Annotated in this window: 20 protein-coding genes and 1 pseudogene; 12 read left to right on the top strand and 9 right to left on the bottom strand. The window is 62.6% G+C overall.

Annotation, left to right across the window (positions count from 1 at the left end; genetic code table 11):
* The first annotated feature begins 369 nt into the window (after positions 1-369).
* The 11 genes from X744_RS146515 to X744_RS146565 all read left to right on the top strand — a co-directional run bounded on the left by X744_RS146515 (position 370) and on the right by X744_RS146565 (position 11,304).
* Positions 370-573 carry a hypothetical protein gene (locus X744_RS146515; RefSeq protein ID WP_023761526.1) on the top strand — a complete coding sequence of 68 codons (204 nt, stop codon included), beginning with the start codon at positions 370-372 and terminating at the stop codon, positions 571-573.
* A gap of 2 nt (positions 574-575) precedes the next feature.
* On the top strand, positions 576-1,688 hold the full coding sequence (locus tag X744_RS146520; RefSeq protein ID WP_023761525.1) for an ABC transporter ATP-binding protein: 1,113 nt from the start codon (positions 576-578) through the stop codon (positions 1,686-1,688).
* The gene (locus tag X744_RS146525; RefSeq protein ID WP_023761524.1) at positions 1,681-2,694 is read left to right on the top strand and encodes an ABC transporter ATP-binding protein; all 1,014 of its coding nucleotides are present in this window, start codon (positions 1,681-1,683) and stop codon (positions 2,692-2,694) included. Before X744_RS146520 ends, X744_RS146525 begins: the two co-directional genes overlap by 8 nt.
* A gap of 84 nt (positions 2,695-2,778) precedes the next feature.
* Positions 2,779-4,422, top strand: coding sequence for a dihydroxyacetone kinase subunit DhaK (locus X744_RS146530; RefSeq protein ID WP_023761523.1), 1,644 nt, complete (start codon positions 2,779-2,781; stop codon positions 4,420-4,422).
* A gap of 72 nt (positions 4,423-4,494) precedes the next feature.
* Entirely contained in the window at positions 4,495-5,097 is a 603-nt protein-coding gene (dhaL, locus tag X744_RS146535) for a dihydroxyacetone kinase subunit DhaL (protein ID WP_023761522.1), read from the top strand.
* Positions 5,094-5,483, top strand: a complete 390-nt coding sequence (dhaM, locus tag X744_RS146540) for a dihydroxyacetone kinase phosphoryl donor subunit DhaM (RefSeq protein WP_023761521.1) — start codon at positions 5,094-5,096, stop codon at positions 5,481-5,483. The genes dhaL and dhaM overlap by 4 nt, the downstream gene beginning before the upstream one ends.
* A gap of 21 nt (positions 5,484-5,504) precedes the next feature.
* A complete protein-coding gene (locus tag X744_RS146545) occupies positions 5,505-5,807 on the top strand; it encodes an HPr family phosphocarrier protein (protein WP_023761520.1) in 303 nt (100 codons plus the stop codon).
* A complete protein-coding gene (gene ptsP, locus X744_RS146550; RefSeq protein WP_023761519.1) occupies positions 5,791-7,377 on the top strand; it encodes a phosphoenolpyruvate--protein phosphotransferase in 1,587 nt (528 codons plus the stop codon). The genes X744_RS146545 and ptsP overlap by 17 nt, the downstream gene beginning before the upstream one ends.
* Positions 7,378-7,388: 11 nt before the next feature.
* The gene (locus X744_RS146555) at positions 7,389-7,811 is read left to right on the top strand and encodes a hypothetical protein (protein ID WP_023761518.1); all 423 of its coding nucleotides are present in this window, start codon (positions 7,389-7,391) and stop codon (positions 7,809-7,811) included.
* A 36-nt stretch (positions 7,812-7,847) separates the two neighbouring features.
* On the top strand, positions 7,848-8,834 hold the full coding sequence (gene dhaK / locus X744_RS146560) for a dihydroxyacetone kinase subunit DhaK (protein ID WP_023761517.1): 987 nt from the start codon (positions 7,848-7,850) through the stop codon (positions 8,832-8,834).
* A gap of 562 nt (positions 8,835-9,396) precedes the next feature.
* Positions 9,397-11,304, top strand: coding sequence for a propionyl-CoA synthetase (locus tag X744_RS146565; protein ID WP_023761516.1), 1,908 nt, complete (start codon positions 9,397-9,399; stop codon positions 11,302-11,304).
* Positions 11,305-11,494: 190 nt separating this feature from the next.
* Here the strand turns inward: X744_RS146565 and X744_RS146570 are convergent, their stop codons facing one another.
* The 6 genes from X744_RS146570 to X744_RS146595 form a co-directional block, all read right to left on the bottom strand.
* Positions 11,495-13,882 carry a polysaccharide biosynthesis tyrosine autokinase gene (locus tag X744_RS146570; RefSeq protein ID WP_023761515.1) on the bottom strand — a complete coding sequence of 796 codons (2,388 nt, stop codon included), beginning with the start codon at positions 13,880-13,882 and terminating at the stop codon, positions 11,495-11,497.
* Between the two features lie 238 nt (positions 13,883-14,120).
* Positions 14,121-15,017, bottom strand: coding sequence for a UTP--glucose-1-phosphate uridylyltransferase (locus tag X744_RS146575; RefSeq protein ID WP_023761513.1), 897 nt, complete (start codon positions 15,015-15,017; stop codon positions 14,121-14,123).
* A 73-nt stretch (positions 15,018-15,090) separates the two neighbouring features.
* A complete protein-coding gene (locus X744_RS146580; RefSeq protein ID WP_023761512.1) occupies positions 15,091-16,041 on the bottom strand; it encodes a glycosyltransferase family 2 protein in 951 nt (316 codons plus the stop codon).
* A complete protein-coding gene (locus tag X744_RS146585) occupies positions 16,031-16,981 on the bottom strand; it encodes a glycosyltransferase family 2 protein (protein ID WP_023761511.1) in 951 nt (316 codons plus the stop codon). The genes X744_RS146580 and X744_RS146585 overlap by 11 nt, the downstream gene beginning before the upstream one ends.
* A complete protein-coding gene (locus X744_RS146590) occupies positions 16,981-17,976 on the bottom strand; it encodes a glycosyltransferase family 2 protein (RefSeq protein ID WP_023761510.1) in 996 nt (331 codons plus the stop codon). Before X744_RS146590 ends, X744_RS146585 begins: the two co-directional genes overlap by 1 nt.
* 40 nt (positions 17,977-18,016) lie before the next feature.
* Positions 18,017-19,189 (bottom strand): glycosyltransferase, encoded by a 1,173-nt coding sequence (locus X744_RS146595; RefSeq protein ID WP_023761509.1) that lies wholly within the window; start codon positions 19,187-19,189, stop codon positions 18,017-18,019.
* 292 nt (positions 19,190-19,481) lie between these two features.
* On the opposite strand from X744_RS146595, the pseudogene X744_RS146600 reads away from it, so the two are divergent.
* Positions 19,482-20,432: pseudogene (locus X744_RS146600) on the top strand (polysaccharide pyruvyl transferase family protein); the annotation flags it as partial.
* A 225-nt stretch (positions 20,433-20,657) separates the two neighbouring features.
* Here X744_RS146600 and X744_RS146605 read toward each other — a convergent pair.
* From X744_RS146605 to X744_RS146615, 3 genes are all read right to left on the bottom strand, one after another.
* Positions 20,658-22,124: a lipopolysaccharide biosynthesis protein gene (locus X744_RS146605; RefSeq protein ID WP_023761507.1), complete on the bottom strand. Its 1,467-nt coding sequence runs from the start codon at positions 22,122-22,124 to the stop codon at positions 20,658-20,660.
* Positions 22,121-23,290 carry a glycosyltransferase gene (locus X744_RS146610; protein ID WP_023761506.1) on the bottom strand — a complete coding sequence of 390 codons (1,170 nt, stop codon included), beginning with the start codon at positions 23,288-23,290 and terminating at the stop codon, positions 22,121-22,123. The genes X744_RS146605 and X744_RS146610 overlap by 4 nt, the downstream gene beginning before the upstream one ends.
* Positions 23,291-23,584: 294 nt before the next feature.
* Positions 23,585-24,835 carry a glycosyltransferase gene (locus X744_RS146615; protein WP_023761505.1) on the bottom strand — a complete coding sequence of 417 codons (1,251 nt, stop codon included), beginning with the start codon at positions 24,833-24,835 and terminating at the stop codon, positions 23,585-23,587.
* Positions 24,836-24,990: the final 155 nt, after the last annotated feature.

Here is a 24,990-nt window from a genome sequence, read left to right as displayed (position 1 = left end):
TCGTTTACGGCTACGGGATCGACACATTTGCGAACGCTTAGCATTTAGCGATAGCGCGCATGGCAAGCGGGCACATGTATCGTCTGGCGCCGCGCCAGGTCGACCCCCACTCCGTCGAGCTTCGCTCGACACCTCTCCCCCGATCGACGGGGTAGAGGAAGGGCGCGAACCTAATTCAGCCAGGCTCCCTTCCTCTCCCTCCGGAGGGGGGAGAGGTGGCGCTGCGAAGCAGCGACGGAGTGGGGGAACCACCTGGCANCCTTCCTCTCCCTCCGGAGGGGGGAGAGGTGGCGCTGCGAAGCAGCGACGGAGTGGGGGAACCACCTGGCAGCCATCTCTCCCTTTGGACGTGGAAAAGGAAGGCTACGTATGACGCGCGCCGCCAACTCCAGGAAATCATCATGGCCTCGCTGGGCCAGGCGCGGGCTGATGGAAAACATCGCCACGGCGCTGATCGCCATCGGCTTCCTGATGCTGTTCCAGCCCTTCGCGCTGTCGCTCTACACCTATTCCTTCATCACCATGCTCGCCGGCACCGTGATGTTCATCGTCGTCTCGAAATTCCCGGAATAATCATGGCCGAAATTCGCGTCCAGCACCTGAGAAAGGCCTTCGGCGATTTCGTCGCCGTGCAGGATTCCAACTTCGTCGTCGAGGATGGCGAATTCTTCGTCATGCTCGGGCCGTCGGGCTGCGGCAAGACGACGACATTGCGCATGATTGCCGGGCTCGAATTGCCGACCGGCGGCCAGATCCTGCTTGGCGGCGACGATGTCACCATGCTGCGGGCACGCGAGCGCGACATCGCCTTCGTCTTCCAGCTGTTCGCGCTCTATCCGCACATGAACGTGTGCAAGAACATCGGCTTTCCGCTCCTGGCGCAAGGCATGCCGTCGGCTGAGATCCGCACGCGGGTCGAGGAGACGGCGAAGCTGCTGCGCATCGACCACCTGCTCGACAAATCCGTCTCCGGCCTTGCCGGTGGCGACCGCCAGCGCGTGGCGCTCGGCCGCGCCATCGTGCGGCGGCCCAAATGCTTCCTGATGGACGAGCCGCTTGGTACGCTCGACACCGAATTCCGTGATCTGATGGTGCATGAACTGCGCGAGTTGCACAACCGCATCCACGCCACGACCGTCTATGTTACGCACGACCAGATGGAAGCGATGTCGATGGCCGACAAGATCGCGGTGATGAACCATGGCGTCATCGAACAGTTCGGCACACCTCGCGAAATCTACGACCGCCCGGCGACCATGTTCGTCGCCGACTTCATCGGCTCGCCGCCGATGAATTTTCTGGGCTTCGGCGGCGGACTTGCCAAGGGTGCCAGGGAGATTGTCGTGCAAGGTGCGAAAGTGGCGGTGCCGGAGGTCCGCGAGGACATCGTACCCAGCGATATGGCGCTCGGCATCCGCCCGGAACACATCCGCTTCGACGATAGCTCGAAGCTGCGCGGCGCCATCTACGGCACCGAATATCTCGGCACCACGCAGATCGTGGCGGTGGAGACGGCGGACGGCATCATCAAGGCACGCGTGCCGGCCGAAATCCGGCTCTCCGCCGGCGACCATGTCGGCCTGACGCTGAGCAGCGCGCGGCTGTCGCTGTTCGAGAAAGGATCCGGCCGGGCGGTGAGAACCGCCATCCACGATGTGGCCTCTGAGCGGAGGGCCCGTCATGGCTGACGTGCGCATCAGGAACGTGACCAAGAGTTTTGGCGATCATGCCGCCGTCAACGGCCTCGACCTGCATATATCAGATGGCGAGTTCGTCGTGCTGCTCGGGCCGACCGGAGCCGGCAAAACGACGACGCTGCGGCTCATCGCCGGGCTGGAGCGGCCGGATTCCGGCACGATCGAAATCGGCGGACACAACGCCACCGCACTATCGCCGGCCGAGCGCGACACCGCCTTCGTCTTCCAGCAATATTCGCTCTATCCGCATCTGTCGGTGTTCGACAATCTCGCCTTCCCGCTGCGCTCGCCGGCGCGAAGAATGCCGGAAGACCAGATCCGCCGCCGGGTCGAGGAGGTGGCGAGGATGGTGCGCATCCATCACAAGCTCGCCAACCGCTCGACCAAGCTTTCGGGCGGCGAAATGCAGCGCGTCGCCATCGGCCGCGCGCTGGTGCGCAAGCCGTCGATTTATCTGATGGACGAGCCGCTGTCGTCGCTCGACGCCAAGCTGCGCGGGGACCTCAGGCTCGAGCTCAAGCGCATCCAGACCGAGCTCGGCGCCACCATGCTCTACGTCACGCATGACCAGATCGAGGCGATGACCATGGCCGATCGCATCGGCATCCTTGCCGATGGCGAACTGGTGCAGATCGGTTCTCCGCGGACGATCTATTCTGAGCCGGCCAACCTGCATGTCGCGGCAAGACTAGGCCAGCCCGCGATCAATCTTCTGCCGACGGGGTTGCTGCCCGATAGTGGCGCGCCGGCGGGAACCAGGACGATCGGCGCCCGCACCGAACATCTGGCGATCGAGAAGGCTGCCAACGGCCATGCCGACGGCGTCGTCGACTGGGTGGAGCATCTCGGCGACCAGAACCACCTGCATGTGACGGTGGGACCCAAGAAACTGGTGACGCTGACCGATCCCGACACGGACCTGGCGCAGGGCGACAGAGTGGTGATCCGGTACCGGTCGCCGCTGTATTTTGGCGCCGATGGACAACGACTGATGTGAACGGACTGATGTGAGCGGTTTTCGGTGTTTGCCTGCCAAGGATTTAGCACCAGTTTTTGACTTTGCTAGTACGGGACGAATTCGATGAAGCACTTTTTCAATCGCAGGGAAACGATCGTCACCGAGGCGCTGGAGGGCCTGTTGCGAACTATTGGCGCGGGCGATCTCGCCCGTCTCGATGGCTATCCCGAAATCAAGGTCATGCTGCGCGCCGGTTGGGACAAGACGAAGGTCAGCATCGTCTCCGGCGGTGGCGCCGGGCACGAACCATCGCATGCCGGTTTCGTCGGCAAAGGCATGCTGACAGCGGCGGTCTCGGGCGAGATCTTTGCCTCGCCAAGCGTCGAAGCGGTGCTGGCGGCCATCCGCGCGGTGACCGGCCCGGGCGGCTGCCTGCTCATCGTCAAGAACTACACAGGTGACCGCCTCAATTTCGGCCTCGCGGCCGAGAAGGCGCGCGCCGAAGGGTTTCGCGTCGAGATGGTGATCGTCGCCGACGACATCGCTTTGCCTGACATCACCCAGCCGCGCGGCGTTGCCGGCACCTTGTTCGTGCACAAGATCGCTGGCCATCTGTCGGAAACCGGCCATGACCTGGCGTCCGTTGCGGCAGCCGCGCGCGCGGCGGCGAAGGATATCGTTTCGTTCGGCATGTCGCTGTCGTCCTGCTCGATCCCCGGTCAGCCGCATGAAGACCGGTTTGGTGAAAATGACGGCGAGCTCGGCCTCGGCATTCATGGCGAGCCGGGCGTCGAGCGCATTGCGGTGCAAAGCGCCGACAGGCTGGTCGCGGTCATGGCCGAACGCCTGTCGGCACGGCTCGACCCTGCGGCCAGCTACGCCCTGCTGATCAACAATCTCGGCTCGGTGCCACCGCTCGAAATGTCCGTTATCGCCAACGCGGTGCTGGCTTCGCCGCTGGCCAAAGCGATCAAGCTGACCATCGGCCCAGGCCCGCTGATGACGGCGCTCAACATGAACGGTTTCTCGCTGTCGCTGATCCGGCTCGACGCGGCACGCGAAACAGCCTTGCTGGCGCCAGTCGGCCCGCATGCCTGGATGCCGGCCAAGCCTGTTGTACCGCCCGCCGTCTTGCCGATGTCGAAAGCGGCCGGGCAAAATGCGGCGCGCAAGCCCAGCCAGGATGCACACACCAGACGCCTGATCGTCACGGTCTGCGAAAGACTGATCGCGCTCGAAGGCACCTTGAACGCGCTGGATGCCAAGGCGGGTGACGGCGACACCGGCTCGACGGCAGCGACCGGCGCACGCAGCGTGCTGGAACGGCTCGACACGCTGCCGCTTGCCGAACCTGCCGCGACCCTTGGTGCGATAGGTGACATTCTGAGCGCGTCCATGGGCGGTTCCAGCGGCGTGCTGCTGTCGATCTTTTTCACGGCGGCGGCTCAGGGTTTGGACAGCGGGGCCAAACTGGCCAAGGCGCTGCTAGCTGGCCTGGAGCGGATGACCTTCTATGGCGGTGCAAGGATTGGGGATCGGACCATGGTCGATGCCTTGGAACCGGCCCTGAAAGCGCTCGACGCCAATGGCCTGGAAGATGCTGCAACAGCGGCCCGACGCGGCGCAGAGGCTACCTCCTCCATGGAGAAGGCGAAGGCCGGACGATCCGCCTATGTCGGCAGCAAGCTGCAAGGTGTTGTGGATCCCGGCGCCTATGCGGTGGCCGAGGTCTTCGCGGCCGCCGCCGCGCTGCACGAAGCGGCCTGATGCATGCTCCAGTTGTCGAATGAGCGTTCTTTCGATACTGCCGGAAAGGTGGAAACCAGGAATGCGGGTGATATGGCGGCGCTGAACCTTGCCGGACTGATAACGGCTGCCGCGGACACGATTGCCGAGCACGCCGAAGAGTTGACGGCGCTCGACCAGGCGATCGGCGACGGCGACCACGGGCTGAACATGAAGCGCGGCTTCGAGGCGGTGCGGGCCGAGGCCGATATGTTTGCTGCCAAGCCATTGCCCGAGGCCCTGAAGGCGATCGGCACCAAGCTGGTGATGACGGTCGGCGGCGCTTCCGGCCCGCTGTTCGGAACGTTGTTCATGGCGCTCGGCAAGGAAATTTCGGCGGAACCCGATCGCACCAATCTGACCGCGGCCTTCGGCAAGGCGATCGAGGCGGTGGCCGCGCGCGGCAAGTCACAGGTTGGACAAAAAACCATGCTCGACGTCCTACAGCCGGTGCATGACGCGTTGGTCGAGGGCAAGACTGGATCGGAAATCGCCGATGTCGCCGACACTGCGGCTAAGGCGACCGTGCCGATGAAGGCCCTGCGTGGCCGCGCCTCGTTCCTCGGCGAACGTTCGATCGGCCACATGGATGCCGGCGCACGTTCGACCGCGCTTCTGGTACGCACGATCGTCGAAACGCTGGAACGTCAGCCATGAGCAATGTCGGCATCGTCATCGTTTCGCATTCGCCGCTGGTCGCCGAGGGCACGGCCGACATGGTCCGGCAGATGGTGGGCGACGAAGTGCCGCTTGCGTGGTGCGGCGGAAACGGCCATGGCGGACTCGGCACCAATGTCGAGGCGATCATGGGCGCCATCGACAGGGCGTGGTCGGAGGCCGGTGTCGCCATCCTGGTCGATCTCGGCGGCGCCGAGACCAACAGTGAAATGGCGGTGGAGATGATCGGCGAGCCACGGTCGCAAAAGATCATCGTGTGCAACGCGCCGATCGTCGAAGGCGCGGTGATGGCGGCGACCGAATCTTCCGGCGGCGCCTCGCTGAAGGAAGTGGTGGCGACGGCGCATGAATTGTCGCCGTCGTGAGCGAACGGGAAGCCTGAAGACATGTCCGCATCCGCCGAAGCGACCGTTGTGATCACCCACGAGGTGGGCCTGCACGCGCGTCCTTCGGTGAAGTTCACCAAGCTGGCCAAGACTTTTGCCGCAGAGGTGGAAATAGCGCTGGCCGCCAACGGACCGTGGTTCGACGCCAAGAGCATCGTCAAGGTGATGGCGACCAAGGCGCCGAAGGGTACGGTACTGCATATCAGGGCCAGCGGCGACGGCGCCAATGATGCCGTCGACGCGCTAGTCGAACTGGTGCGCCGCGATTTCGACGAAGGCACGGACCATGTCCGGACCGCTTAGGCTGCAAGGCATTTCGGCCTCGGCCGGCTATGCCGAGGGGCCGCTGTTCGATCTCGACCGGATTGCCGCATCCTATGTCTGCAAGGAAACAGCCGACGATGAGAAAGCCGCGCTCGAGAGCGCAATCGGCAGTGCGGCGGCTCGTCTCGCCGCTTTGATCCAAACCGCCGACGGAGACGCCGCCGACATTCTTGAATTTCAAATCGCCATGCTGGAGGACGATGCACTGAGCCGCCCGGCCTTTGCCGCGATCGAGACTGGTCAACCCGCCGATGTGGCGTGGCGACAGGCGCTCGACGCTGAGATCGCCGGCTACGATGCCTCGGACCAGGACTATTTCCACGCACGCGCCGCCGACATACGCGACATAAGGGACCAGGTGCTGCGGGCACTGACCAAGGACAGCGACATCCAGGCACCGGTCGGCGCCATTCTCTATGGCGAGGACATCGCGCCGACGCGCTTTCTCGAAACCGACTGGAACGGCGGCGGCGGCATCGCGCTGGAGGCAGGCAGCACCGCCAGCCACGTCGCCATGCTGGCGCGCTCGCGCGGCGTTCCCATGGTCGTCGGGCTGGGCGCTTCGCCGGCTCACCCCTCAGGCATCGCCCTGCTCGACGCCGAACATGGCGGCATCGTGCTGTCACCCTCCAAGGCTGACATTGACACCTTTCGCCAATCGTCGTCATCATTCTCGGCGCGCCGCGACCGGGCTGGGACTTTCCTGGCACGGCCGGCGGTGACCAGAACCGGCACGCCCGTTCGCGTGCAGGTCAACATCGCCGACCCGTCCGAAGTCGACAGCATCGACATCGCCACCTGCGACGGTGTCGGGCTGATGCGCACCGAATTCCTCTTCGGCAGGACGCTTCCGGATGAGGAGACGCAATATCGCGCCTACCGCAAGGTGCTGGAGTGGGCCGGCGACAAGCCGGTGACGATCCGTACCGTCGATGCCGGCGGCGACAAGCCGGTGCCCGGCTTCACCGTCGAGGAGAGCAACCCGTTTCTTGGCCTGCGCGGCATCAGGCTGTCGCTGGCAAGACCGGAGGTTTTTCGTGTACAGATCCGTGCGCTGTTGCGCGCAGCCGTGCACGGCAGTCTGAAGGTGATGTTCCCGATGATCGCCGTTATTGAGGAATACAGGCAGGCAGCGGCGATATTCGCTGAGGAACAGGCCGCGCTTGCCGCGCGCGGCATCGCCCAAAAGATGCCGCCACTCGGCATCATGGTCGAAGTGCCTTCGGTGGCGATCGCGCCGGAAGCGCTTGCCGAGGTCGACTTCTTTTCTATCGGCTCAAACGATCTCACCCAATATGTCATGGCGGCCGCCCGCGACAATGCCGCGGTGGCACATCTGAATTCGGTTCGTCATCCTGCCGTGCTGCGGCTGATCGCTGCCGTGACCGCGTTTGGCCTGCGTGAAGAAATCCCGGTCAGCCTGTGCGGCGATGCCGGCGGCGATCCCGCCTCGATCCCGTCACTGCTCGAAGCCGGCCTGCGCGACCTTTCCGTCGCTCCGGCGCAACTCGCCATGGCCAAGGCGGCCATCGCCGACGTTTCGATTTAGGCGCGGCTGGCATGATCGACAAGAAACCCGAACCCGGCTCCGAAGAGGCAATCCGCGCCTACAAGACGATCCTGTCGAACGTCATCGACCAGCGTCCGTCCGGCATGCGCCAGCGCCTTGCAGACGCGCTCGGCAAACACCGCAGCTTCGTCACGCAGATTTCCAGTCCGGCCTATTCGATCCCGATTCCGTCCAAACATTTGCCGGCTATATTTTCGGTGTGCCATTTCAGCCCGGCCGAGCGTGACCAGTTTCTCGCCGCCTACCATCAGGCGCATCCCGGCAAAATGTCCGTCGCCGCAGGGATGCGCAAGACGCGGCATGTTTCGCTTGTTGTGCCCGATTTCGGCGACGACAAGCAGAACGCCGCGCTCGACAGGGCGGTGAACGACTTCATCCAGAAGATCACCAGCATCACCGGCAAGGGTGGCTGATCGTTTCTATCTGGCCTATTTCGGGAGGAGACGGCCGTGAAGAAATTCATGAACTCGGTGGACACGGTGCTGACCGAGAGCCTCGACGGTTTCGTGGCCGCCCATGCCGACATCCTCGTGCTTGGCGACGAGCATAAATTCATTCGCCGGAAGATCTTGCGGCCGGGCAAGGTGGCGCTGATTTCTGGCGGCGGCTCGGGCCATGAGCCGCTGCATGGCGGCTTTGTCGGTCACGGCATGCTGGACGCCGCCTGCCCCGGCCAGGTGTTCACCTCGCCGACACCGGACCAGATGCTGGCGGCGGCGGAAGCCGTCGACACCGGCGCCGGCTGCCTGTTCATCGTCAAGAACTACGAGGGCGACGTGATGAACTTCGACATGGCGGCCGAGATGTCGGAAGGCATCCAGCAGATCGTGATCAATGACGATGTCGCCGTCGAGAATTCTTCTTATACGACGGGCCGGCGCGGCGTCGCCGGTACGTTGGTGGTGGAAAAAATCGTCGGCGCGGCGGGCGAGCATGGCCTAGCGCTGGCGCCACTGAAGGCGCTAGGCGACCGCGTCAACGCCGCCACCCGCTCGATGGGCGTGGCGCTGACCAGTTGCACGGTGCCGGCGGCGGGCAAGCCGACTTTCGACATCGGCGACGGCGAGATGGAATTCGGTGTCGGCATCCATGGCGAGCCCGGACGCCGGCGCGACACGTTGAAAAGCGCCGATGCTATCGCGCAGGAGATTTGTGCCGCAATCCTGGGCGATCTCGGCGACAGGGCGAAAGGCCCGGCGCTGCTGTTCGTCAATGGCTTCGGCGGCACACCGCTGATGGAACTCTATCTGATGTACAACAGCGCGCGGACGATTTTCGAGGCGCACGGCGTGACGGTGACCCGTTCGCTGGTCGGCTCCTACGTCACCTCGCTCGACATGGCCGGCTGCTCGATCACACTCACCATGCTCGACGACGAGACGACCGCATTCTGGGACGCGCCGGTGCACACGGCCGCGTTGCGCTGGGGCATGTAAAGCTGGCTAACACCCAGCTTTTCTGCAACTATCCCGGACAATCCCTTTAGCCGCAACATTGTTCGGGTTGATGCTGCCATCTCTCACGCACCCGAAGAAAAGCTGCTGCTGCGTCAGACCGGAATCGTCCTAGAAATAGTCATCAAGGCGAGGCGACAAGCAACTGACTGACCGGCTCGACCATTGCTTTTCTTCCGTAGAGTAAGGTAAAACCTGCCTGGGTCTTGGGGAGATGGCGTATGCGTTACAATTGGGAGCGGGCTCCGACGAGCTTCGAACGTCACAGAAAAGCACTGGCGACGGTTATTTTGACCGCTGGCGGCATTGGCCTTATGCTTGTGGCCCTGCCGATCTAGAGCAACTTGCTTTCACCAAGCGGATTCCGCCTGTCAGGGCGCTGCGTGTTGGCGCGGCTGACCGGTCACGGCAATAAGGCGGCGGTCGCGGCCCTTGATAGCGCCTCCCCCAGCTCAAAATGTCATCAGCACAACAGCGTGCATTTGCGGCCAAGGATAGAGCGCGCTATCTGGAGGGTTGAAAATCATTCCTGGGGAGGAGCCGGATGACTTCACGCTATCACGAGGTCTATGAGGGCTGGAAACGCGACCCGGAACAATTCTGGGCGGATGCGGCCCGCGCCATCGACTGGTATTCGCCCTATGACAAGGTGTTCGATGCCTCTGCCGGCGTCTATGGCCGCTGGTTTGCCGGCGCCACTTGCAACACCTGCTACAACGCCATCGACCGCCATGTGGCGGGCGGACGCGCCGACCAGATCGCGCTGATCCATGACAGCGCCATCACCGGTACGGTCAAGAAGTTCACCTATGCCGAACTCAAGCGCGAGGTGGTCGCACTCACCTCGGTGCTGAAGAACCGCGGCATCGGCAAGGGCGACCGCGTCATCATCTACATGCCGATGGTGGCGGAGGCAGCCATGGCCATGCTTGCCTGTGCCCGCATCGGCGCGGTGCATTCCGTGGTGTTCGGCGGCTTTGCCTCGCATGAGCTTGCCACCCGCATCGACGATGCCAGACCGAAGCTGATCATTTCCGCTTCCTGCGGCCTGGAGCCGGGTCGCGTCGTCGCCTACAAGCCGCTGCTCGACAAGGCGATAGAGATCTCCCGCCATAAGCCGGACGCCTGCCTGATCCTGCAGCGCGACCAGCTGCGCTGCGACCTCAAGGAGCATTTCGACATCGACTACGCCGATGCCGTCGCCCGCGAACGGGCAGCGGGCGCCAATGTCGATTGCGTGCCGGTGTTTGCCACCGACCCGCTCTACATCATCTACACATCGGGCACGACCGGCCAGCCAAAGGGCATCGTGCGCGACAATGGCGGCCACATGGTCGCGCTGAAATGGACGATGGAAAACGAGTTCGGCGTCAAGCCGGGCGAGGTGTTCTGGGCTGCATCCGATGTCGGCTGGGTGGTCGGGCATTCCTATATCGTCTACGGGCCGCTGCTGCATGGCTGCACCAGCATCCTGTTCGAGGGCAAGCCTGTCGGCACGCCCGATGCCGGCACCTACTGGCGGGTGATATCGGAATATGGCGTCGTAGCGCTTTTCACCGCTCCGACCGCATTCCGCGCCATCAAGGGGCAGGATCCGAAGGGCGAGTTCATCGCGAAATACGATTTGTCGAAATTCCGCACGCTGTTCCTTGCCGGCGAGCGCGCCGACCCGGAAACCATCAAATGGGCGGAGCAGAAGCTGAACGTGCCGGTGATCGATCATTGGTGGCAAACCGAGACCGGCTCGCCGATGACGATCAATCCCGCCGGCCTCGGCCTGCTGCCGGTGAAATACGGCTCGCCGGGCGTGCCTATGCCCGGCTACGACATTCGCGTGCTCGACGATGCGGGCCACGAGGTGCCGCGCGGCACGCTGGGCAATGTGGTGGTCAAGCTGCCGCTGCCGGCCGGCTGCCTGCCGACGCTGTGGAACGCCGACCAACGCTTCCGCCAAGCCTATCTCGACGAGTTCCCCGGCTTCTACAAGACGGCGGATGCCGGCATGGTCGACGAGGACGGCTATCTCTACGTCATGGCCCGCACCGACGACATCATCAATGTCGCCGGCCACCGGCTGTCGACCGGCGCCATGGAGGAGGTGCTTTCGGCCCATCCCGATGTCGCCGAATGCGCGGTCATCGGCATTGCCGATGCGATGAAGGGGCAGGTCCCGCTCGGCTTCGTGGTGCTGAATGCGGGCGTGACGCGCGATATCGGCCTGATCGAAGGTGAAGTGGTCGGCCTGGTGCGCGAACGCATCGGCCCGGTCGCCGCCTTCAAGACGGTGGTGACGATCAAGCGCCTGCCCAAGACGCGCTCGGGCAAGATCCTGCGCGGCACCATGCAAAAGATCGCCGACAAGGAAGAATGGGCGATGCCGGCGACGATCGACGATCCGGTCATTCTCGACGAGATCTCCGCCGCCCTGAAGGCGCGCGGGATCGGCCTTTGAGCGCTGAAGCGGTTTACTTGTCGCGCGGCTTTTCCCGATCGGCGGGCAGTCTTTTATTGTGCACGGAGAATGCACTCTACACGATCCACGACGTTGTCGGCGCGGCCATGCTTGGGTGGCGATCGTCCGCGCCAGAGCGTCCAGTCGCGATGAACGGAACGCGGCCGGTCTTGCCCTGGCAGCGGTCAAATCAGACCGGTGCCTTGCCGCGCACCTCCGACTTTTCCAGATAGTAGGTCGAGTATTTGTCGAAGAATTTCTCCGAGCCGCCGAACGACCCGTATTTGGCCAGCTTCTTCAGGTCGACCTTGTTCAGCACCGCGCCGACGATCTTGTTGGCGACGTAGGGTTCGGATTCCAGCATCGACCTGACCATTGCGCGCGGCGTGCTCCCCCATTCGGTGACGAGCACAAAACCGTCGACCAGCGGCGCGAAGGCCTTGGCATCGACCACAGGTCCGAGCGGCGGCAGATCGACGACTATGTATTCGAATGTCTCCTTGGCGTTCTCGACAAAACGCCGCATGCCCGCCGAGGAGAGAAGTTCGCTCGTATGTGAGAAGTTGCCGCGCAGCGCTGCCGGGATGATCGCCAGCTTCGTCTGCCTGTCGATCTTGCCGACGGACTGCCAGGTCAGGCCGTTGACCACCGCCTCCATCAAGCCCTGCTCGGCTTCCATGCCAAGGCCCCGGCTGAGGCCGGGATTGCGCATGTCACCGTCGATCAGCAAGGTCTTGGCACCGTTGGTGGCAAGCAGGCCGGCGAGATTGGCCGCGACCGTCGACTTGCCCTCGCCGGGGAGCACCGAGATGATGCCGATGACACGGCTGCCTTGCCCTTCCAATACGACGTCGAAGGCGATCTTGGCGCTGCGCAGCGTCTCGGAGAACATCGAGGCCGGCGAATCGATGCTGACCCGCATGCGCGCCCGTTTTTCTGCAGCCGACAGCGATTTGGCGGTCTTGGCATCCACCTGGGTCTCGCCCGGCTTTTCTTCCTTGCCGAGTTTGCCGCCGATCATCGGCAGATAGCCGAGGAATTTCAGGCCGACGCGGTCGCGTACATCCTCGCCGGTCCTGAAGAACCGTTCGTTGAACTCGTTCAGGCCACCGAAGCCGGCGCCCATCAGCATGCCAAGAACCAGCGAAAGTCCAAGCACGACAATTGTGCGCGGGCTTGACGCGCTAAGCGGCATCGAAGCGTCCGAGATGATACGGATCTTGCCGACCGGGAAGGATTGCTGCTGTGCGGCTTCCTCATAACGGCCGAGGAATGTCTGATAGAGCGTGGTGAGCGCCGTCGCCTGCTGATCGAGTTCACGCAGCTTGACTTGCGTCTGGTTATCGACCGAGCTCTTGCCTTGTGCGGCCGCTACGTTGGCCCTGAGCGCGGTCTCGCGCGTCTGCGCCACCTCATATTCGTTGCGATAGCTTTCGGTCAGCTGCTTCAGTTCGCCGAAAATCTGGGTCGAGATGTCGGCCTTTTCCTTGGCGAGCGCAACCGCCTGTGGATGCTCGGGACCGAAATTCGCCTCGACGTCCTGCAGCCGCTTGGACACCGCCAGGTAGCGGGTCTTAAGCGCCGCGATGACCGAACTGCTCGGCTGGTCGCTCGATATGGCGGCGTCCTTGAAGGCGTTGTCGGAACCGCTGTCGACAATCGCCTTGTACTGCTGGTAGCGGGCGCTGGCGCGCGCGGTGTCGGCCTGCGCCACGATGAGCTGCGCATTGAGATCGGAGAGCTGCTTGTCGCTCATCAGCTGGCCATCGCTGTTGGCGGCGAGCCCGTGTTCGGCCCTGAATTTCTCAACGGCGAGCGAGGCTGCCTGGGAACTCTGGCGCAGTTCCGTCAATCGACCCTGCAGCCAGACCGCCGCCCGCTCGGTGGCGTCGAAGCTGGCATCGAGCTGATCGGCGAGATAGGCCTCGGCATAGGCTTTGGTGACCGCGTTTGCGAGGGCCGGATCCGTCGCCTGGTAACCTAGGGTGATGACGAAGCTTCGCCCGACGCGCTCCGCCTGCACCTCGCTTTGCAGCTTGAGGATTGCGTAGTCACGACGCGACGTCGCCATCAGCGCGTCGCGGGCGGCGGGGTCGAGCTTACTGATGTCGCCAACACCCGGCATGGAAGGACTGGGGCGGACATACTGGATCACGCTTCGGACGAAACCAACGCCCTTCGCCAGAGCCGATATGGGCGGATTCATGAACGCATCATTCTGGTCGAGCTTCAGCTTGTCGACGACGACCGAAGCAAGCCGCGTCGAGGTCAGGATTTCGATCTGGCTCAGGATGGCGGAATCGGTCTGCATGGTTGTCGACGCCGCCGAAATGTCGTCGACGATCTTGTTCAAGCCCTCGTCGATCAGCACGCTCGCGTACGACTGATATTTGGGCGGCGTGGTCTGCAAATAGAGCACGCCCAGGAAAAGGCCAATGACAGCGCACACGGCAACCACCTTGGCCTGCCGCGCAGCCATGCCAAGCAGCCGCTCGATATCGATGAAGTCTTCGCCGTCTCCTGCGTCGGAATTCGGCAATGGCATCCTCTTGTCGAGAGGAAAGTTGGCATAGTTCATCTTCGGTCCAATTCTAGAGCCGGTCCCATTCCGATTGATCGCAATGGGCTCTATCTCACTATTTGAACATGATCTTTTCCGGAAACCGGGACCCACTTTCCGGGATCATGCTTTGGCTTGCAGGCGCCGCCAGGATCGGGAGCGTTTGCGCAAAAGCGACGCAAACTTCGTGCCAGACAGCGCTGGGCCTATAGCCCCGCGCCATCCACCATCTGAAAATGCTCCCAAAACATGGGCATTATGCGGCTTCTTCCTGACGTTCATGCGACCGGACGAACTCCTGAAGCATCTCGAAAACCGGGCCCTTCATGTCGTCGCGCGCGAGCGCGAAGGCGATGTTGGCCTGGATGAACCCTTCCTTGGAACCGCAGTCGAACATGCGCCCCTTGAAAGGCTGGGCGAAGAACGGCTGATCCTTCGACAGACGCACCATGGCGTCCGTCAGCTGGATCTCGTTGCCGGCGCCGCGCTGCTGATTGCCCAGAAGCGCGAAGATCTCGGGCTGCAGGATGTAGCGGCCGTTGATGTAGAAATTCGACGGCGCGTTGGCCGGCGCCGGCTTTTCGACCATCGCCGTCACCTCGAAGCCACTGCCGATCTCGGCGCCGCGGCCAACGATGCCGTATTTGTTGGTCTCGGCCGGTTCGCAACGCTCGACGGCGATGACATTGCCGCCGGTGCGCTCATAAAGGTCGACGGTTTCGGCGAGGCATCCGCGCCCGCCAAAGGAGACCATGTCCGGCAGCAGCAAGGCGAAGGGCTCGTTGCCGATGACTTCGCGCGCGCACCAGACGGCATGGCCGAGGCCTTGCGGCGATTGCTGGCGGATGAAGCTGGTGGCGCCGGCCACCGGCAAGAGGCTTTCCAGCGACTGCAACTGCGTCTTCTTGCCGGTCTGTTCCAGGGTTCCGATCAGTTCCGGATGGAGGTCGAAATAGTCCTCGATTACCGCCTTGTTGCGACCGGTCACGAACACGATGTGCTCGATGCCGGCCTCGAAGGCCTCGTCCACCGCATATTGCACGACGGGTCTATCAACGACAGGAAGCATTTCCTTCGGCATCGATTTGGTCGCCGGCAGGAACCGTGTTCCAAGCCCCGCCACCGGTATGACGGCCTTCCTGATTTTCTTCATCGCAAATTCCTTCTGAGGAGATCGACTTCAGTCCATTCACAGGCCACGAAAAACTCTCCATGTGCCTGCATCTTCACCTGCCCACCCCAACGGCAAACTGCGCCGCCATTCTTCGCAACCGCACGGCGATCGGCATGCCCATATGCCTGACCGCCGCCGGGTCGCCGAGTGCTGTCAGGATCGCCTTGAATGGCGACCGCGCCTTGATGTGCCGAACCATCGACAGGAATGAGGCGGCCGTGCGCAGGCTGCGGCCGCGCCGGGCGAACGCGGCCTGCGCGGCGTCATCCATCTGATGAGTTTGAGCGAACACGGCATCTGCCCTGTGCATCGCTTCGATATGGTGAAGCTCGAGCACACGGGAGATGGAGCCGCTGCGGATATGATAGGCATAGCCGATATCAGGTTCGACGACGCATTTGCCGCCCATGGCCAAGGCGTTGGCCAGGAGGATGTAGTCTTCCCCGATGATCAGTTTTTCATCGTAGCGAAGCCCGTTCTCGTTCAGGAACTCGCGCTGGAAGATCGGCTTGAGATAGCCGAGATTGAACTTAGATTCGAAGAGGATGTTGCCGGCGATGTAAGTGGCCAGCGAAATTTCCCGCAAGCCTTCCAGATAGTGCCGCGGGAACATCGCGGCCTCGATGATACCGTCCTCGCGAATGACCTGGAGGTTGTCGACGGCGATCTGGGCGCCTGCACTCTCGGCACGCGCGATCATGGCGGCGAGCCGATTGGGAAAGACGGCGTCGTCGGAATCGAGAACCGCGATCCACCTGCCTCGGGCGGCGTCGAGGCCAGCATTCCTGGCCCCGCCAGGGCCGCGATTGCTGGCCAGAGCGACGACGCGGACGATATCCTGCGGATAGGCCCGCGCCACATCGAGCGTCGCGTCGCTCGACTTGTCGTCGACAACGATGATTTCGACGCTGACGTTGTTCTGGGCGATGGCGCCGGCGATCGCCCGGTCGAGGGTCGCCTCGGCGTTGAAGGCGGCAATCACGAAGCTCACATCAGGCTGCACGCTTGCCTCCCTCCTGTGGCGAAGGCTGACCGTAGAGCCGGATTTCGCGAATGCCGACCAGCCCACTGACGACGCCGACATGCATAATGCCGCGCAGCACGCTTCGGTTCCTTCGAACCGGACTGATGAGGACCGGAAGTGCCGAGGCGAAGCAATAGATGGCCTTCGCCGACGCCAGGCCGACCTGCTTGACCAGGCCGATGCCGCGCGCGTTGCGCCCCAGAAGATGGCCATGCGTCTGCCCGACGCGGAAGCGGCGGCGGCCGAGCCAGTCGAATGCCGCCCTTGTGCGCGGCACCACCTCGTCGACCCAGGCTTCCGGCGCAAAAGCGATGCGGCCGCCGGACTTGTGCATCTGGTCGAAGAACTCGGTGTCCTCGCCGCCGGTCTGGCCGCGCGCCAGGCTGAAGCGGCGGCCGCGCAGGCTCCCAGATCCCATCCGGAGCAGGACGTTGCAGGTGTAGCCGGTCTGGATCTCGCCGCGCACCCAGACGGGCAAGGTCGAATGGAAATCGCCGCGCCGCATCCAGTCCGGCGCATCCGGGCGATAGTGCGCCCTGACCGGGCCGAGCACAGCGGCGGCATCGCTTGCTTCAGCCATGGCGACCAGTTCGGCGAGCCATGCGGGCGTGGCCGTCTCGTCGTCATCGATGAAGGCGACGAAATCCGCAGTGCTGGCGTCGAGGCAGGCGTTGCGGGCGATCGAAATGTTACGCGCCGGAGCATGCTGATAGCGGATCGGCACCGTCAATTCCCGCGACAGCGCCGTCACCAGGTCGCGGGCGGTCGGGGCGTCGTCATTGTCGGCGACGACGATGCTGACATCGAACCCTTCAGGCATGTCCATGGCGTCGAGCGAGCGTAGCGTGTCGGCCAGTTCCGGCCGGCGGAACGTGCAGACGCCGACGTCAATGCTGCGCTTCTTGCCCTGCGCCGCCATCACGCCGCCTCGCGTCGCGACCCGAGGCCGAGAAGCTGCAGCCAGAAGCCGACCGACCAGCCAAGATGCATGACCATCGCCGAAACGCCGGCAAGCGCGATATCGGCATTGCGCTGGCGGATGGCCGTCGACAGGCCATAGAAGAGGCATACCGAAGCCCAGACCAGCAGCGGCACTGCCGCCAGCCAATACACAAAGGAGAAGGCGGCCAACAGCACGACCGGAAACACCAACAGCAGCACCATCTGCCGGACCTTTGGGATGACGCGATGCTTGAGGACGTTCTTGGCGCGGCCGCGGCCATAGCCGAGATACTGGAAATAGAGGCCGCTGAGCGAGGCGCGTGGATAGTAGACCATCTGCGTCTTGCCGCTCATCCAGATCTTGTAGCCGGCTTGTCTCAGCCGGTAATCGAGCTCGGCGTCCTCATTGTGACTGAACGTCTCGTCATAACCGCCGACTGCCTCGAAGGCCGATATCCGCATCAGTGCGTGATGGCCGTGGTCGATCCACTCTCCCCCCGAAAGATGCCGATGCTTCGAGCCGCCGGTGCCGAGCTTGGAATTCTGTGCCGCGGCGGCGGCCTTCTGCACGGTGCCGCTGCCGCTGGTCAGCATCGAAACGACAACCGAATCCGCCCCGGTGGCCAATGCCTCCTCGACCAGCCGGTCGCAATAGTCGTCGGGATAGCCGCCATGCGCATCGATGCGGATCAGATAGTCGGCGCCCTCGCCGAACGTGCCGACGGCGAGATTGATCGCCGCGCTCTGGATGCGTCGCTTATTGTTAAGCAGGACAACGCGCTGGTCCTTCGCAACGATATCCTTGACGATGGCCAGCGTGCCGTCGGTGCTGCCGCCGTCGGCGACAATGATCCGGGCGTCAAGCCTGGCTGCCGCGGGTCGCAATTGATCGAGCAGCGCGCCGATATGGGCGGCTTCGTTCAGGCACGGGATAACGATCAGGCTGGATGAAGGCTTTTCAGTCTGCGTCATCAACCTCTGTCCATCCTGCCACTGTCCATCTCTGCCCATCCTATGCCAATGCCTCGGCCGCAAAGGAGCCGGGCATGGCGGTCAGGCTGCGCAGCCGCTCGACGAGCGCCCGGCAATCGCTGCGATCGTAGCTCCAGGTCCTTGGGTTGCGGGCAAGAACACGCCCTTTCAGCCTGGCAAAGCGATGCTCCTCCATCTTGCCGAGTTCGGCTTCGAGCGCTTCGGGCGACGCCTGCGGCAACAACACACCGATATCCTGCTGTTTTAGGAACCGCCCGGTCTCGGTGTTGCCCATCGAGATCGGCACCGCGCCGAAACGGCAGCCCTCATAGAGCCGGTTTGGCAGAAGCCATTCGGAGTTCTGCCCGGCTTCGAAGAAATCGATTGCCCAGGAAAAATGGACTTCCTTGTAGATCGCCGCCATGTCCTCCGGGTTGCGGTAGGGCCCGCGAAACGACAGCCATGGCTCGGCTTCGACGAAGCCATGGAAATCCGGGAATTCGGACAAAGCCGGGCGGCCGCGCAGCACGACCTCGAAGCGTCCCTCCATTCGGCGGGAGAAATCGGCCAGCAACTCGAGCGAACGGCGGCAGCGCAGGGCGCCGAACCAGCCGATCCGCCACGGCGGGCCGGGCGGGCTCTCAACCGCTTCAGCATCGCCAGGCAAGACCGCCGCGACCTCGAAATACTTGTTTTCGACCAGCTCGATGGGTGCCGCGACCTGGCCGAACGGCTTGAAGTAATTGGCTATGAAGGCCGGCGAACTGGTAACCAGCAGCTTCACGTCCCTGGCCAAAAAGCGTTCGGTGGCGCGCAGCGCCTTGCCCAGGACATCGTTGCGCAGCACCAGGCGATGAATATCGAGGCACTCGTATACGATCGGAACCGACGCACCTAAGGCTGACCTCGCGCGGCGGGCGAGCGCCAGCATTTCCAGGTTGCGCGCGATGATGAGATCGGGCCTCGGCACTCCGGCAAGCTTCGAGCCCATCGATAACGTCGCCTTGGCGACCGCCGCGAGGCGCTGGCCGAATCGCCCGTCACGCGTCGCGCCAAGGTCGATCGGCCGCAATCCCTCGACATCCGCTATCGGAGTCGTGGTGCGACGGAAGCCGGCCAAGGTGACCTGGGCCCCACCTGCCCTGAGCATCGTAATCCTTCGGCGCACTGCCGGGTCGGAAACGTCGTGCACAAGGTACAAGACATGCAGCATGAAAACTCGACCGCTGTTGGCCCACCCATAGGAATCCTAGTACAGGTCTTGCTGCATCGCAACATTTTTGGTGCAACGATCCACCTTTTCTGTTGCACTGCAAAATTGAGGCGTTAATCTCGGGCTAGCTTTTAGCGCCACTCGGACCGTGCGGTTGGTCACCTGGTGCGGCGCCCTAAATCGTGACGCGGAGCGCATCGGGATCGTCCTGGCGTGCAGCATTTTTCGGTCACCCCCGTCTTAAGCACCGCTGGCCTGGCCGCGGAATCTGCTGACGATATGAGGTAATTCCATGAAGATCGTGGTCGAAAACACAGTCTGCCTGAACACCGGGGATGCAGCGATTTTGCTAGCGATCCGGCACATCCTAAAGGCAGTCGCCGGGAGCGACCTGCAATTCTTCATCTTCGACAGCCAGCCCGAGGTCGCGGCGAGGCTTTACCCGCAAAGGGATTATCCGGACCTTGAATTTCACAAGCTGCTGTCGGAGTCCCTTTTCCGGTATAAGAATGGCGATGGACTGAAGAACTGGATCAAGCCGATCTACAACAAAATTGTCCTTCAGGCCCTGCGGTGGTTCGGGAGCAGCGCGATTGGCGCTTTCTTCAGCCGGAGTGACCGTCGCAGCCTCGATATCTACACTGGCGCCGATCTCGTGGTCNCGCAATCCCTCGGCCCGTTCAATAAAAGTTACAACCGCCAGGAACTGAGCCCGATCTTCGACCGCAGCCCGCTCATCCTGCTGCGTGACGAACGGTCCAGAAACCATATCCAGGATCTGGTGAAGGATTTCGGCAAATGCCACGTGGTGGCCGATGCCGTCTTCGCCCTTGCCGAAACCGACAGGATCGAGAAAATTCTAGCCTCCGGTCAGCCGCCGGCGCCGACGGGCCGTGTCGCCATTTCCGTCCGCCACTGGAATTACGTCAGCGATGGCGAAGGCGGCATGCGCCGCTATCTCGATTCGATCCGCGAGATCGCGTCGATTCTCGTCAGGGACCACGGCAAGGAGGTGACGTTCGTCTCCACGTGTCAGGGGGTGTCGGAATACGCGCATGACGATTCCAAGACCGCGCGGGCGATCGTCGCCGAACTCGATCCGGAGATCGCCAAACATGTGACCGTAGATGCTGCGTTTCACACGCCGGAACAGTTGATGGCGCTGGTGAAAGGCTTCGACTTCGTGGTCGCCACGCGTATGCACATGATGATCATGTCGCTTTGTGTCGGCACGCCGGTGCTGCCAATCGCCTATGAGTTCAAGACCAAGGAAGTGGCCAAACGGATCGGTGTCGCCGACGTGCTGCTCGACATCGACACGGTAACGCCTGAAGAAGCGGGCGAAAAGCTCGGCAGATTTGCAGCAAACCTCAACCTCTATCGCCAGACCAGCCTTCAGGCCGTGCTTGAGGAGCATGCCTCGGCGATGTCGGCCACAAACCTGCTGGCACCGTTGATCGACGGTCACTCAGCGGATGTTGCGCGCGGCGTTGGACAGGGTGGTGAACAACGCGCGGCGCGACTGGGCGACCGCAAGCATGAGAATGAGACCGATCCCGTAATTGAGAGCAATCGCGAGAAAGACCGCGAGCAGGTCTGACTGTCCGGTCAGCGACGCCGGCAACCACGAGTACGCGTGCCAGGCGAGCAGGGACGAGGCAATGAAAAGCCCCTGCATGACCAGAAAGTCGGCGGCTGTGACGGGACCGACTCGATGGACCAGCACGGCAAGCACGGGAACGCGCAGCACGTAACCGCTGATGGCATAGGCCGCGGCAACGCCGACGGCACCCCAGTGCAGGCCGACGATGAAGGCGGCTACGGTCGTCAGTGACGAATAGATGCCCCAGTGGAACATGGTCTTCGTCTTGCCCTGACAGATGAATATCCAGCCTGTGGTGCTTGAAACGGACTGGACCAGGCTAGCGATGCCCAGCCAGGCGAAAATCGGCGCCACCGGCGCCCAACCCTGGCCGAAGAGAAGCGCCACGACCTGATCGGAGGTCATCGTCAGCGCCGCGATGCCGGGCATGGTAACGGCAGCCAGCATCCAGTTGGTCCGCACGTAGATGTCGCGAAATCGAGCCTTGTCCTCATGGATGCGGCTTAGCAGAGGCACCATCACGCGCGTCAGCGGCTGGTTGATGTTCTGCAGCGGGAACAGCAGGAGCTTATAGGCGCGGTCGTAATAGCCGAGCTCGATCGCGCCGGAATATTTTCCGATGAGAATGTTATCGAGATTGCGCGAGAAGAAGTTGGCAAGATTGAAGCCCGTCAGATTGGCGCCGAACGACAATATGTCGGCATCGACTTTCAAATCCGGGCGAAGCGGCTTCCACCGCGCCACCCGCCACGCGGCCGCCAATGCGACAACCGCTGAAACAGCCGGGCCGATGACCAGCGACCAGTAGCCAAGCCCCGCATAGGCTGCGACCGCAGCGGCCAGAAGTCCGGCGGCGGCACTTATCACATCATTCACGGCGAGCTGGCCGAATTGCAGGTGGCGATTCATCAATGCCAGCGGCACCGCGGCAAGACTGCCGAGGAGCAGCGGCAAGGCGGAGCCAAGGGTAATGCCGGACATGCGCTGATCGCCGTAGAAAGCGGCAATCGCGGGCGCCATGCCGGCCACTACCACGGCACTGCCCAGCCCGACGAGCGCACTGATCCAGAAAACCTGGTTGAGCTGCTGGTCGCTGATGTCCTTGCGCTGAACCACAGCCTGCTGGAGGCCCAGGTTTTGAAGCAAACCAACAAAGGCCACGATCGGCCCGACGGAAGCCACCAGGCCGAAATCCTCGGGAACGAGCAGACGGGCGAGCACGATGACGGAGAGAAACTGGATCGCCATCTTGAAGCCCTGCGCACCGATCGTTACCAACCCGCCACGAAGGGCGACACGACCAAAATGAGGGGGCGGCGGATTGACATTCATGAACCGACCCTCGTTTCGCCAAGCTGCTCGGCGATCTGTGCGAAACGTTCGTTCAGCACATCTGCGTTGAAGTCCGCCTCGATCTTCTTGCGCGCGGCGAGGGCAATTTGCTCGCAGGGCTTCGGATTCTCGGCGATCCAGGCAAGTTTGCAAGTCAGCGCCGCGACGTCTCGCTCGGGAGCCAGAAAACCTGTCTTTTGATCCTCGATCAGTTCGGGAATCCCCGAGTGATATGTGCTGACCACCGTCAGGCCGGCGGCCATAGCCTCCATCAGTGAAACCGGAATGCCTTCCAGATCGCCATCGCGCGCAGTGACGCTAGGCAGCAGGAACACATGGGCATTGCGCAGACGCTGCTTCACTTCGCTGTGCGGACGCGGGCCAAGAAAAGTCACCCTGTCGGCGATGCCGAGATTTGCGGCGATCCCCTTCAGCTCCTCCAGAAGTTCTCCGCCTCCGATCACCGAATAGACCCAATTGCGCCGCGGCAGGCTGGCGAGCGCGCGAAGCGCATATTCGATGCCCTTTTTTTCTGTCAGGCGGCAGACCGAGATGAAAGATAGCGTGGCTTGCTCCCATGAACGCCACCGATAGCCGATCTCGCTCGGCCGCACGCCCATATGGTGAACCATAACCTGCGTCGGCGGTGCACCAACGTCGATCAAGGCATCGCGGAAAAACGCATTCACCGGCAGTTGAAGAGCGCCCTTCTCGAACACAATCTTGTAGCGCGAGAGTGTATCGTCATGCAGCGGCTCGCCGACATCGCGGCCATGAAATATCGTCATAAGGGGAGCGGAAATCCTGCCTCGTTTAATAGCGCGGGCCACGCGCATGCCGTTGTTGCCAAAATGGGCGACGATCACGTCGGCATTCTGCAACCTATGCGCATGAGCAATGTCGATGGCGGTCGAGAGTTTATCCCAGAACCTGCCAGACCACTTCCTGAGCAGTGGGCGATAGCGAGCTAGGCGACCCCACCAGCATACGACCTTTCCCGGCAGCGCGTGCCAGCGCGAATCGTCGATATTGGCGTCCTTGCCAAAGGACATCTCATTGCAGACGACTCCGACTTCCATGCCGCGCTCAAGGCACCCGGCTATCTGGTCGAGAACGAACGTCTCCGACAATGAGGGGAACTTGTCGACTACGAAGCAAATCTTCATCGGCAGGATGCATTCATGCGAATACCGATCAAGCAGCCCGTTGTGAACCGCCCGGCATGGGGACCGGCAGGGGGCACGGAAACCTCGCAAGGTGGCTGCAGGTCAACCGCACTGGGAGCCGGTGCGCGCCCGACGACGGCCGGGCCGAAAACATCGTGCCCAAGGCACGAGACATGCAGCATAGAATTCTACCGCTGTTGGCCACCCGGGACGGACATTAGTACAGGCTTTGCTGCACTGCAACATTTTTGGTGCGGCGGAGCAAGATTTCCGGCAATTTGGCGTGTCTGACGATCAACCACCAAGGCCCGCAGATGAAGGACTCGCCAGGACCTCGGCAGCGCCGGCATGCTTGGCGGGTTCAGGTGCAGAGGCCGGCGTGGCCAGTTGGGCAACCATTTGTGCAAAACGTTCATTCAGAACATCGGCGTTGAAGTCGTCCTCGACCTTGCGGCGCGCGGCAACTGCGATGCGTTCGCATTCCTGCGGATGTTCGGCTGCCCAGGCAAGCTTGGCGGCAAGCACTGAAACGTCTCGCTCGGGTGCAAGCAACCCTGTCTCCTGATCCTCGATGAGCTCTGGGATTCCCGAGTGATGCGTGCTGACCGCAATCAATCCGGCGGCCATGGCCTCCATGAGCGCGACCGGAATGCCTTCCATGTCCCCGTCGCTGGCGGTGACGCTTGGAAGCAAGAAGAGATGCGCCGTGCGAAGCCGTCTTTTCACCTCCATGTGGGGGAGGCTGCCAAGGAATGTTACGCGACCCGCCAAGCCCAATTCCACAGCCAGCTGCTCCAAACCAACCCGCAATGGACCGTCGCCGACAATATCGTAGCGCCAGTCTATCTCAGGATGGGACGCTGCCAGAGAGGCAAGGGCGCGCAAGGCGAACTCGACGCCTTTCTTCTCCACCAGGCGACAAACCGTCGTCACGATCAGCTGGGTTCCTTCCCACGATTCCCAGCGATAGCTGATTTCGCGGGGATCGATTCCCATGTGATGGACCGTTGTGCTTGCCTGAGACGCACCGGCTTCCAGCAACATCCTGCGGAAGAAATCGTTGACCGGCAGGTTCAAGCTGCCGTGCTTGATTAGCCCAGCGTATTGCGTCGCAAGTACTGCCTGCCGCGCGGGGATCGCGACATCCGCGCCGTGAAAGATGGTTATGATAGGCGGTTTGAGGGCCTTCCATTTCTTCAGCGCCGCCGCTCTTTCCCCGTTCTGTCCGAAGTGAGCGACAATCACGTCACAGTGGTTCAGGCGGCGTGCGAAAACCATATCAAGGGCGGTCGACGCCTTGTATCGCAGGCGCGGCGGCAGCCGGCGTACAAATTCGCTGATTCCAGCGGCCCATCTCCACCAATGTTGGGTTCTGGCGAGCAGCGTCGCCATCGGCTCCATTTGCCGGTCTATCCGATCGTCGCCTTTCGTCCTGTCGCAGACGACCTCAACATCGAAGCCCCGCGCCAGCAGCCCAGCCATCTGGTCCACGACGAAGGTTTCTGAAAGCAGAGGGAATCCGCCGACGACAAAGCCCACACGCATAGCCCGCCTGCAAGGTTGGGGCTTGCCCTAGACCCCAAGCGGTCCGCGTTGCGCCAGCCCTAATGTATGCGGGCAGAATACACGTTGATTGCTGCATTGCCACAGGAATATTGCACTGCAGCATTTGAATCGACTGCCCGCGGATGGCTGGGCCT

It is taken from the genome of Mesorhizobium sp. LNHC252B00, from assembly GCF_000502955.1.
Taxonomy (GTDB): Bacteria; Pseudomonadota; Alphaproteobacteria; order Rhizobiales; family Rhizobiaceae; genus Mesorhizobium.
The sequence above is the reverse complement of the archived record's forward strand: the minus strand, read 5'-3'. Positions and strand labels throughout refer to the sequence as shown.

Coding starts and splice junctions, on each gene's coding strand:
- X744_RS146565 (WP_023761516.1), top strand. CDS start 9,397: ATGACTTCACGCTATCACGAGGTCTATGAGGGCTGGAAACGCGACCCG.
- X744_RS146605 (WP_023761507.1), bottom strand. CDS start 22,124: ATGAATGTCAATCCGCCGCCCCCTCATTTTGGTCGTGTCGCCCTTCGT.
- X744_RS146575 (WP_023761513.1), bottom strand. CDS start 15,017: ATGAAGAAAATCAGGAAGGCCGTCATACCGGTGGCGGGGCTTGGAACA.
- X744_RS146555 (WP_023761518.1), top strand. CDS start 7,389: ATGATCGACAAGAAACCCGAACCCGGCTCCGAAGAGGCAATCCGCGCC.
- X744_RS146520 (WP_023761525.1), top strand. CDS start 576: ATGGCCGAAATTCGCGTCCAGCACCTGAGAAAGGCCTTCGGCGATTTC.
- dhaL (WP_023761522.1), top strand. CDS start 4,495: ATGGCGGCGCTGAACCTTGCCGGACTGATAACGGCTGCCGCGGACACG.
- X744_RS146590 (WP_023761510.1), bottom strand. CDS start 17,976: ATGACGCAGACTGAAAAGCCTTCATCCAGCCTGATCGTTATCCCGTGC.
- X744_RS146615 (WP_023761505.1), bottom strand. CDS start 24,835: ATGCGTGTGGGCTTTGTCGTCGGCGGATTCCCTCTGCTTTCAGAAACC.
- X744_RS146585 (WP_023761511.1), bottom strand. CDS start 16,981: ATGGCGGCGCAGGGCAAGAAGCGCAGCATTGACGTCGGCGTCTGCACG.
- X744_RS146515 (WP_023761526.1), top strand. CDS start 370: ATGACGCGCGCCGCCAACTCCAGGAAATCATCATGGCCTCGCTGGGCC.
- X744_RS146610 (WP_023761506.1), bottom strand. CDS start 23,290: ATGAAGATTTGCTTCGTAGTCGACAAGTTCCCCTCATTGTCGGAGACG.
- X744_RS146530 (WP_023761523.1), top strand. CDS start 2,779: ATGAAGCACTTTTTCAATCGCAGGGAAACGATCGTCACCGAGGCGCTG.
- X744_RS146525 (WP_023761524.1), top strand. CDS start 1,681: ATGGCTGACGTGCGCATCAGGAACGTGACCAAGAGTTTTGGCGATCAT.
- X744_RS146595 (WP_023761509.1), bottom strand. CDS start 19,189: ATGCTGCATGTCTTGTACCTTGTGCACGACGTTTCCGACCCGGCAGTG.
- ptsP (WP_023761519.1), top strand. CDS start 5,791: ATGTCCGGACCGCTTAGGCTGCAAGGCATTTCGGCCTCGGCCGGCTAT.
- X744_RS146570 (WP_023761515.1), bottom strand. CDS start 13,882: ATGAACTATGCCAACTTTCCTCTCGACAAGAGGATGCCATTGCCGAAT.
- dhaM (WP_023761521.1), top strand. CDS start 5,094: ATGAGCAATGTCGGCATCGTCATCGTTTCGCATTCGCCGCTGGTCGCC.
- X744_RS146545 (WP_023761520.1), top strand. CDS start 5,505: ATGTCCGCATCCGCCGAAGCGACCGTTGTGATCACCCACGAGGTGGGC.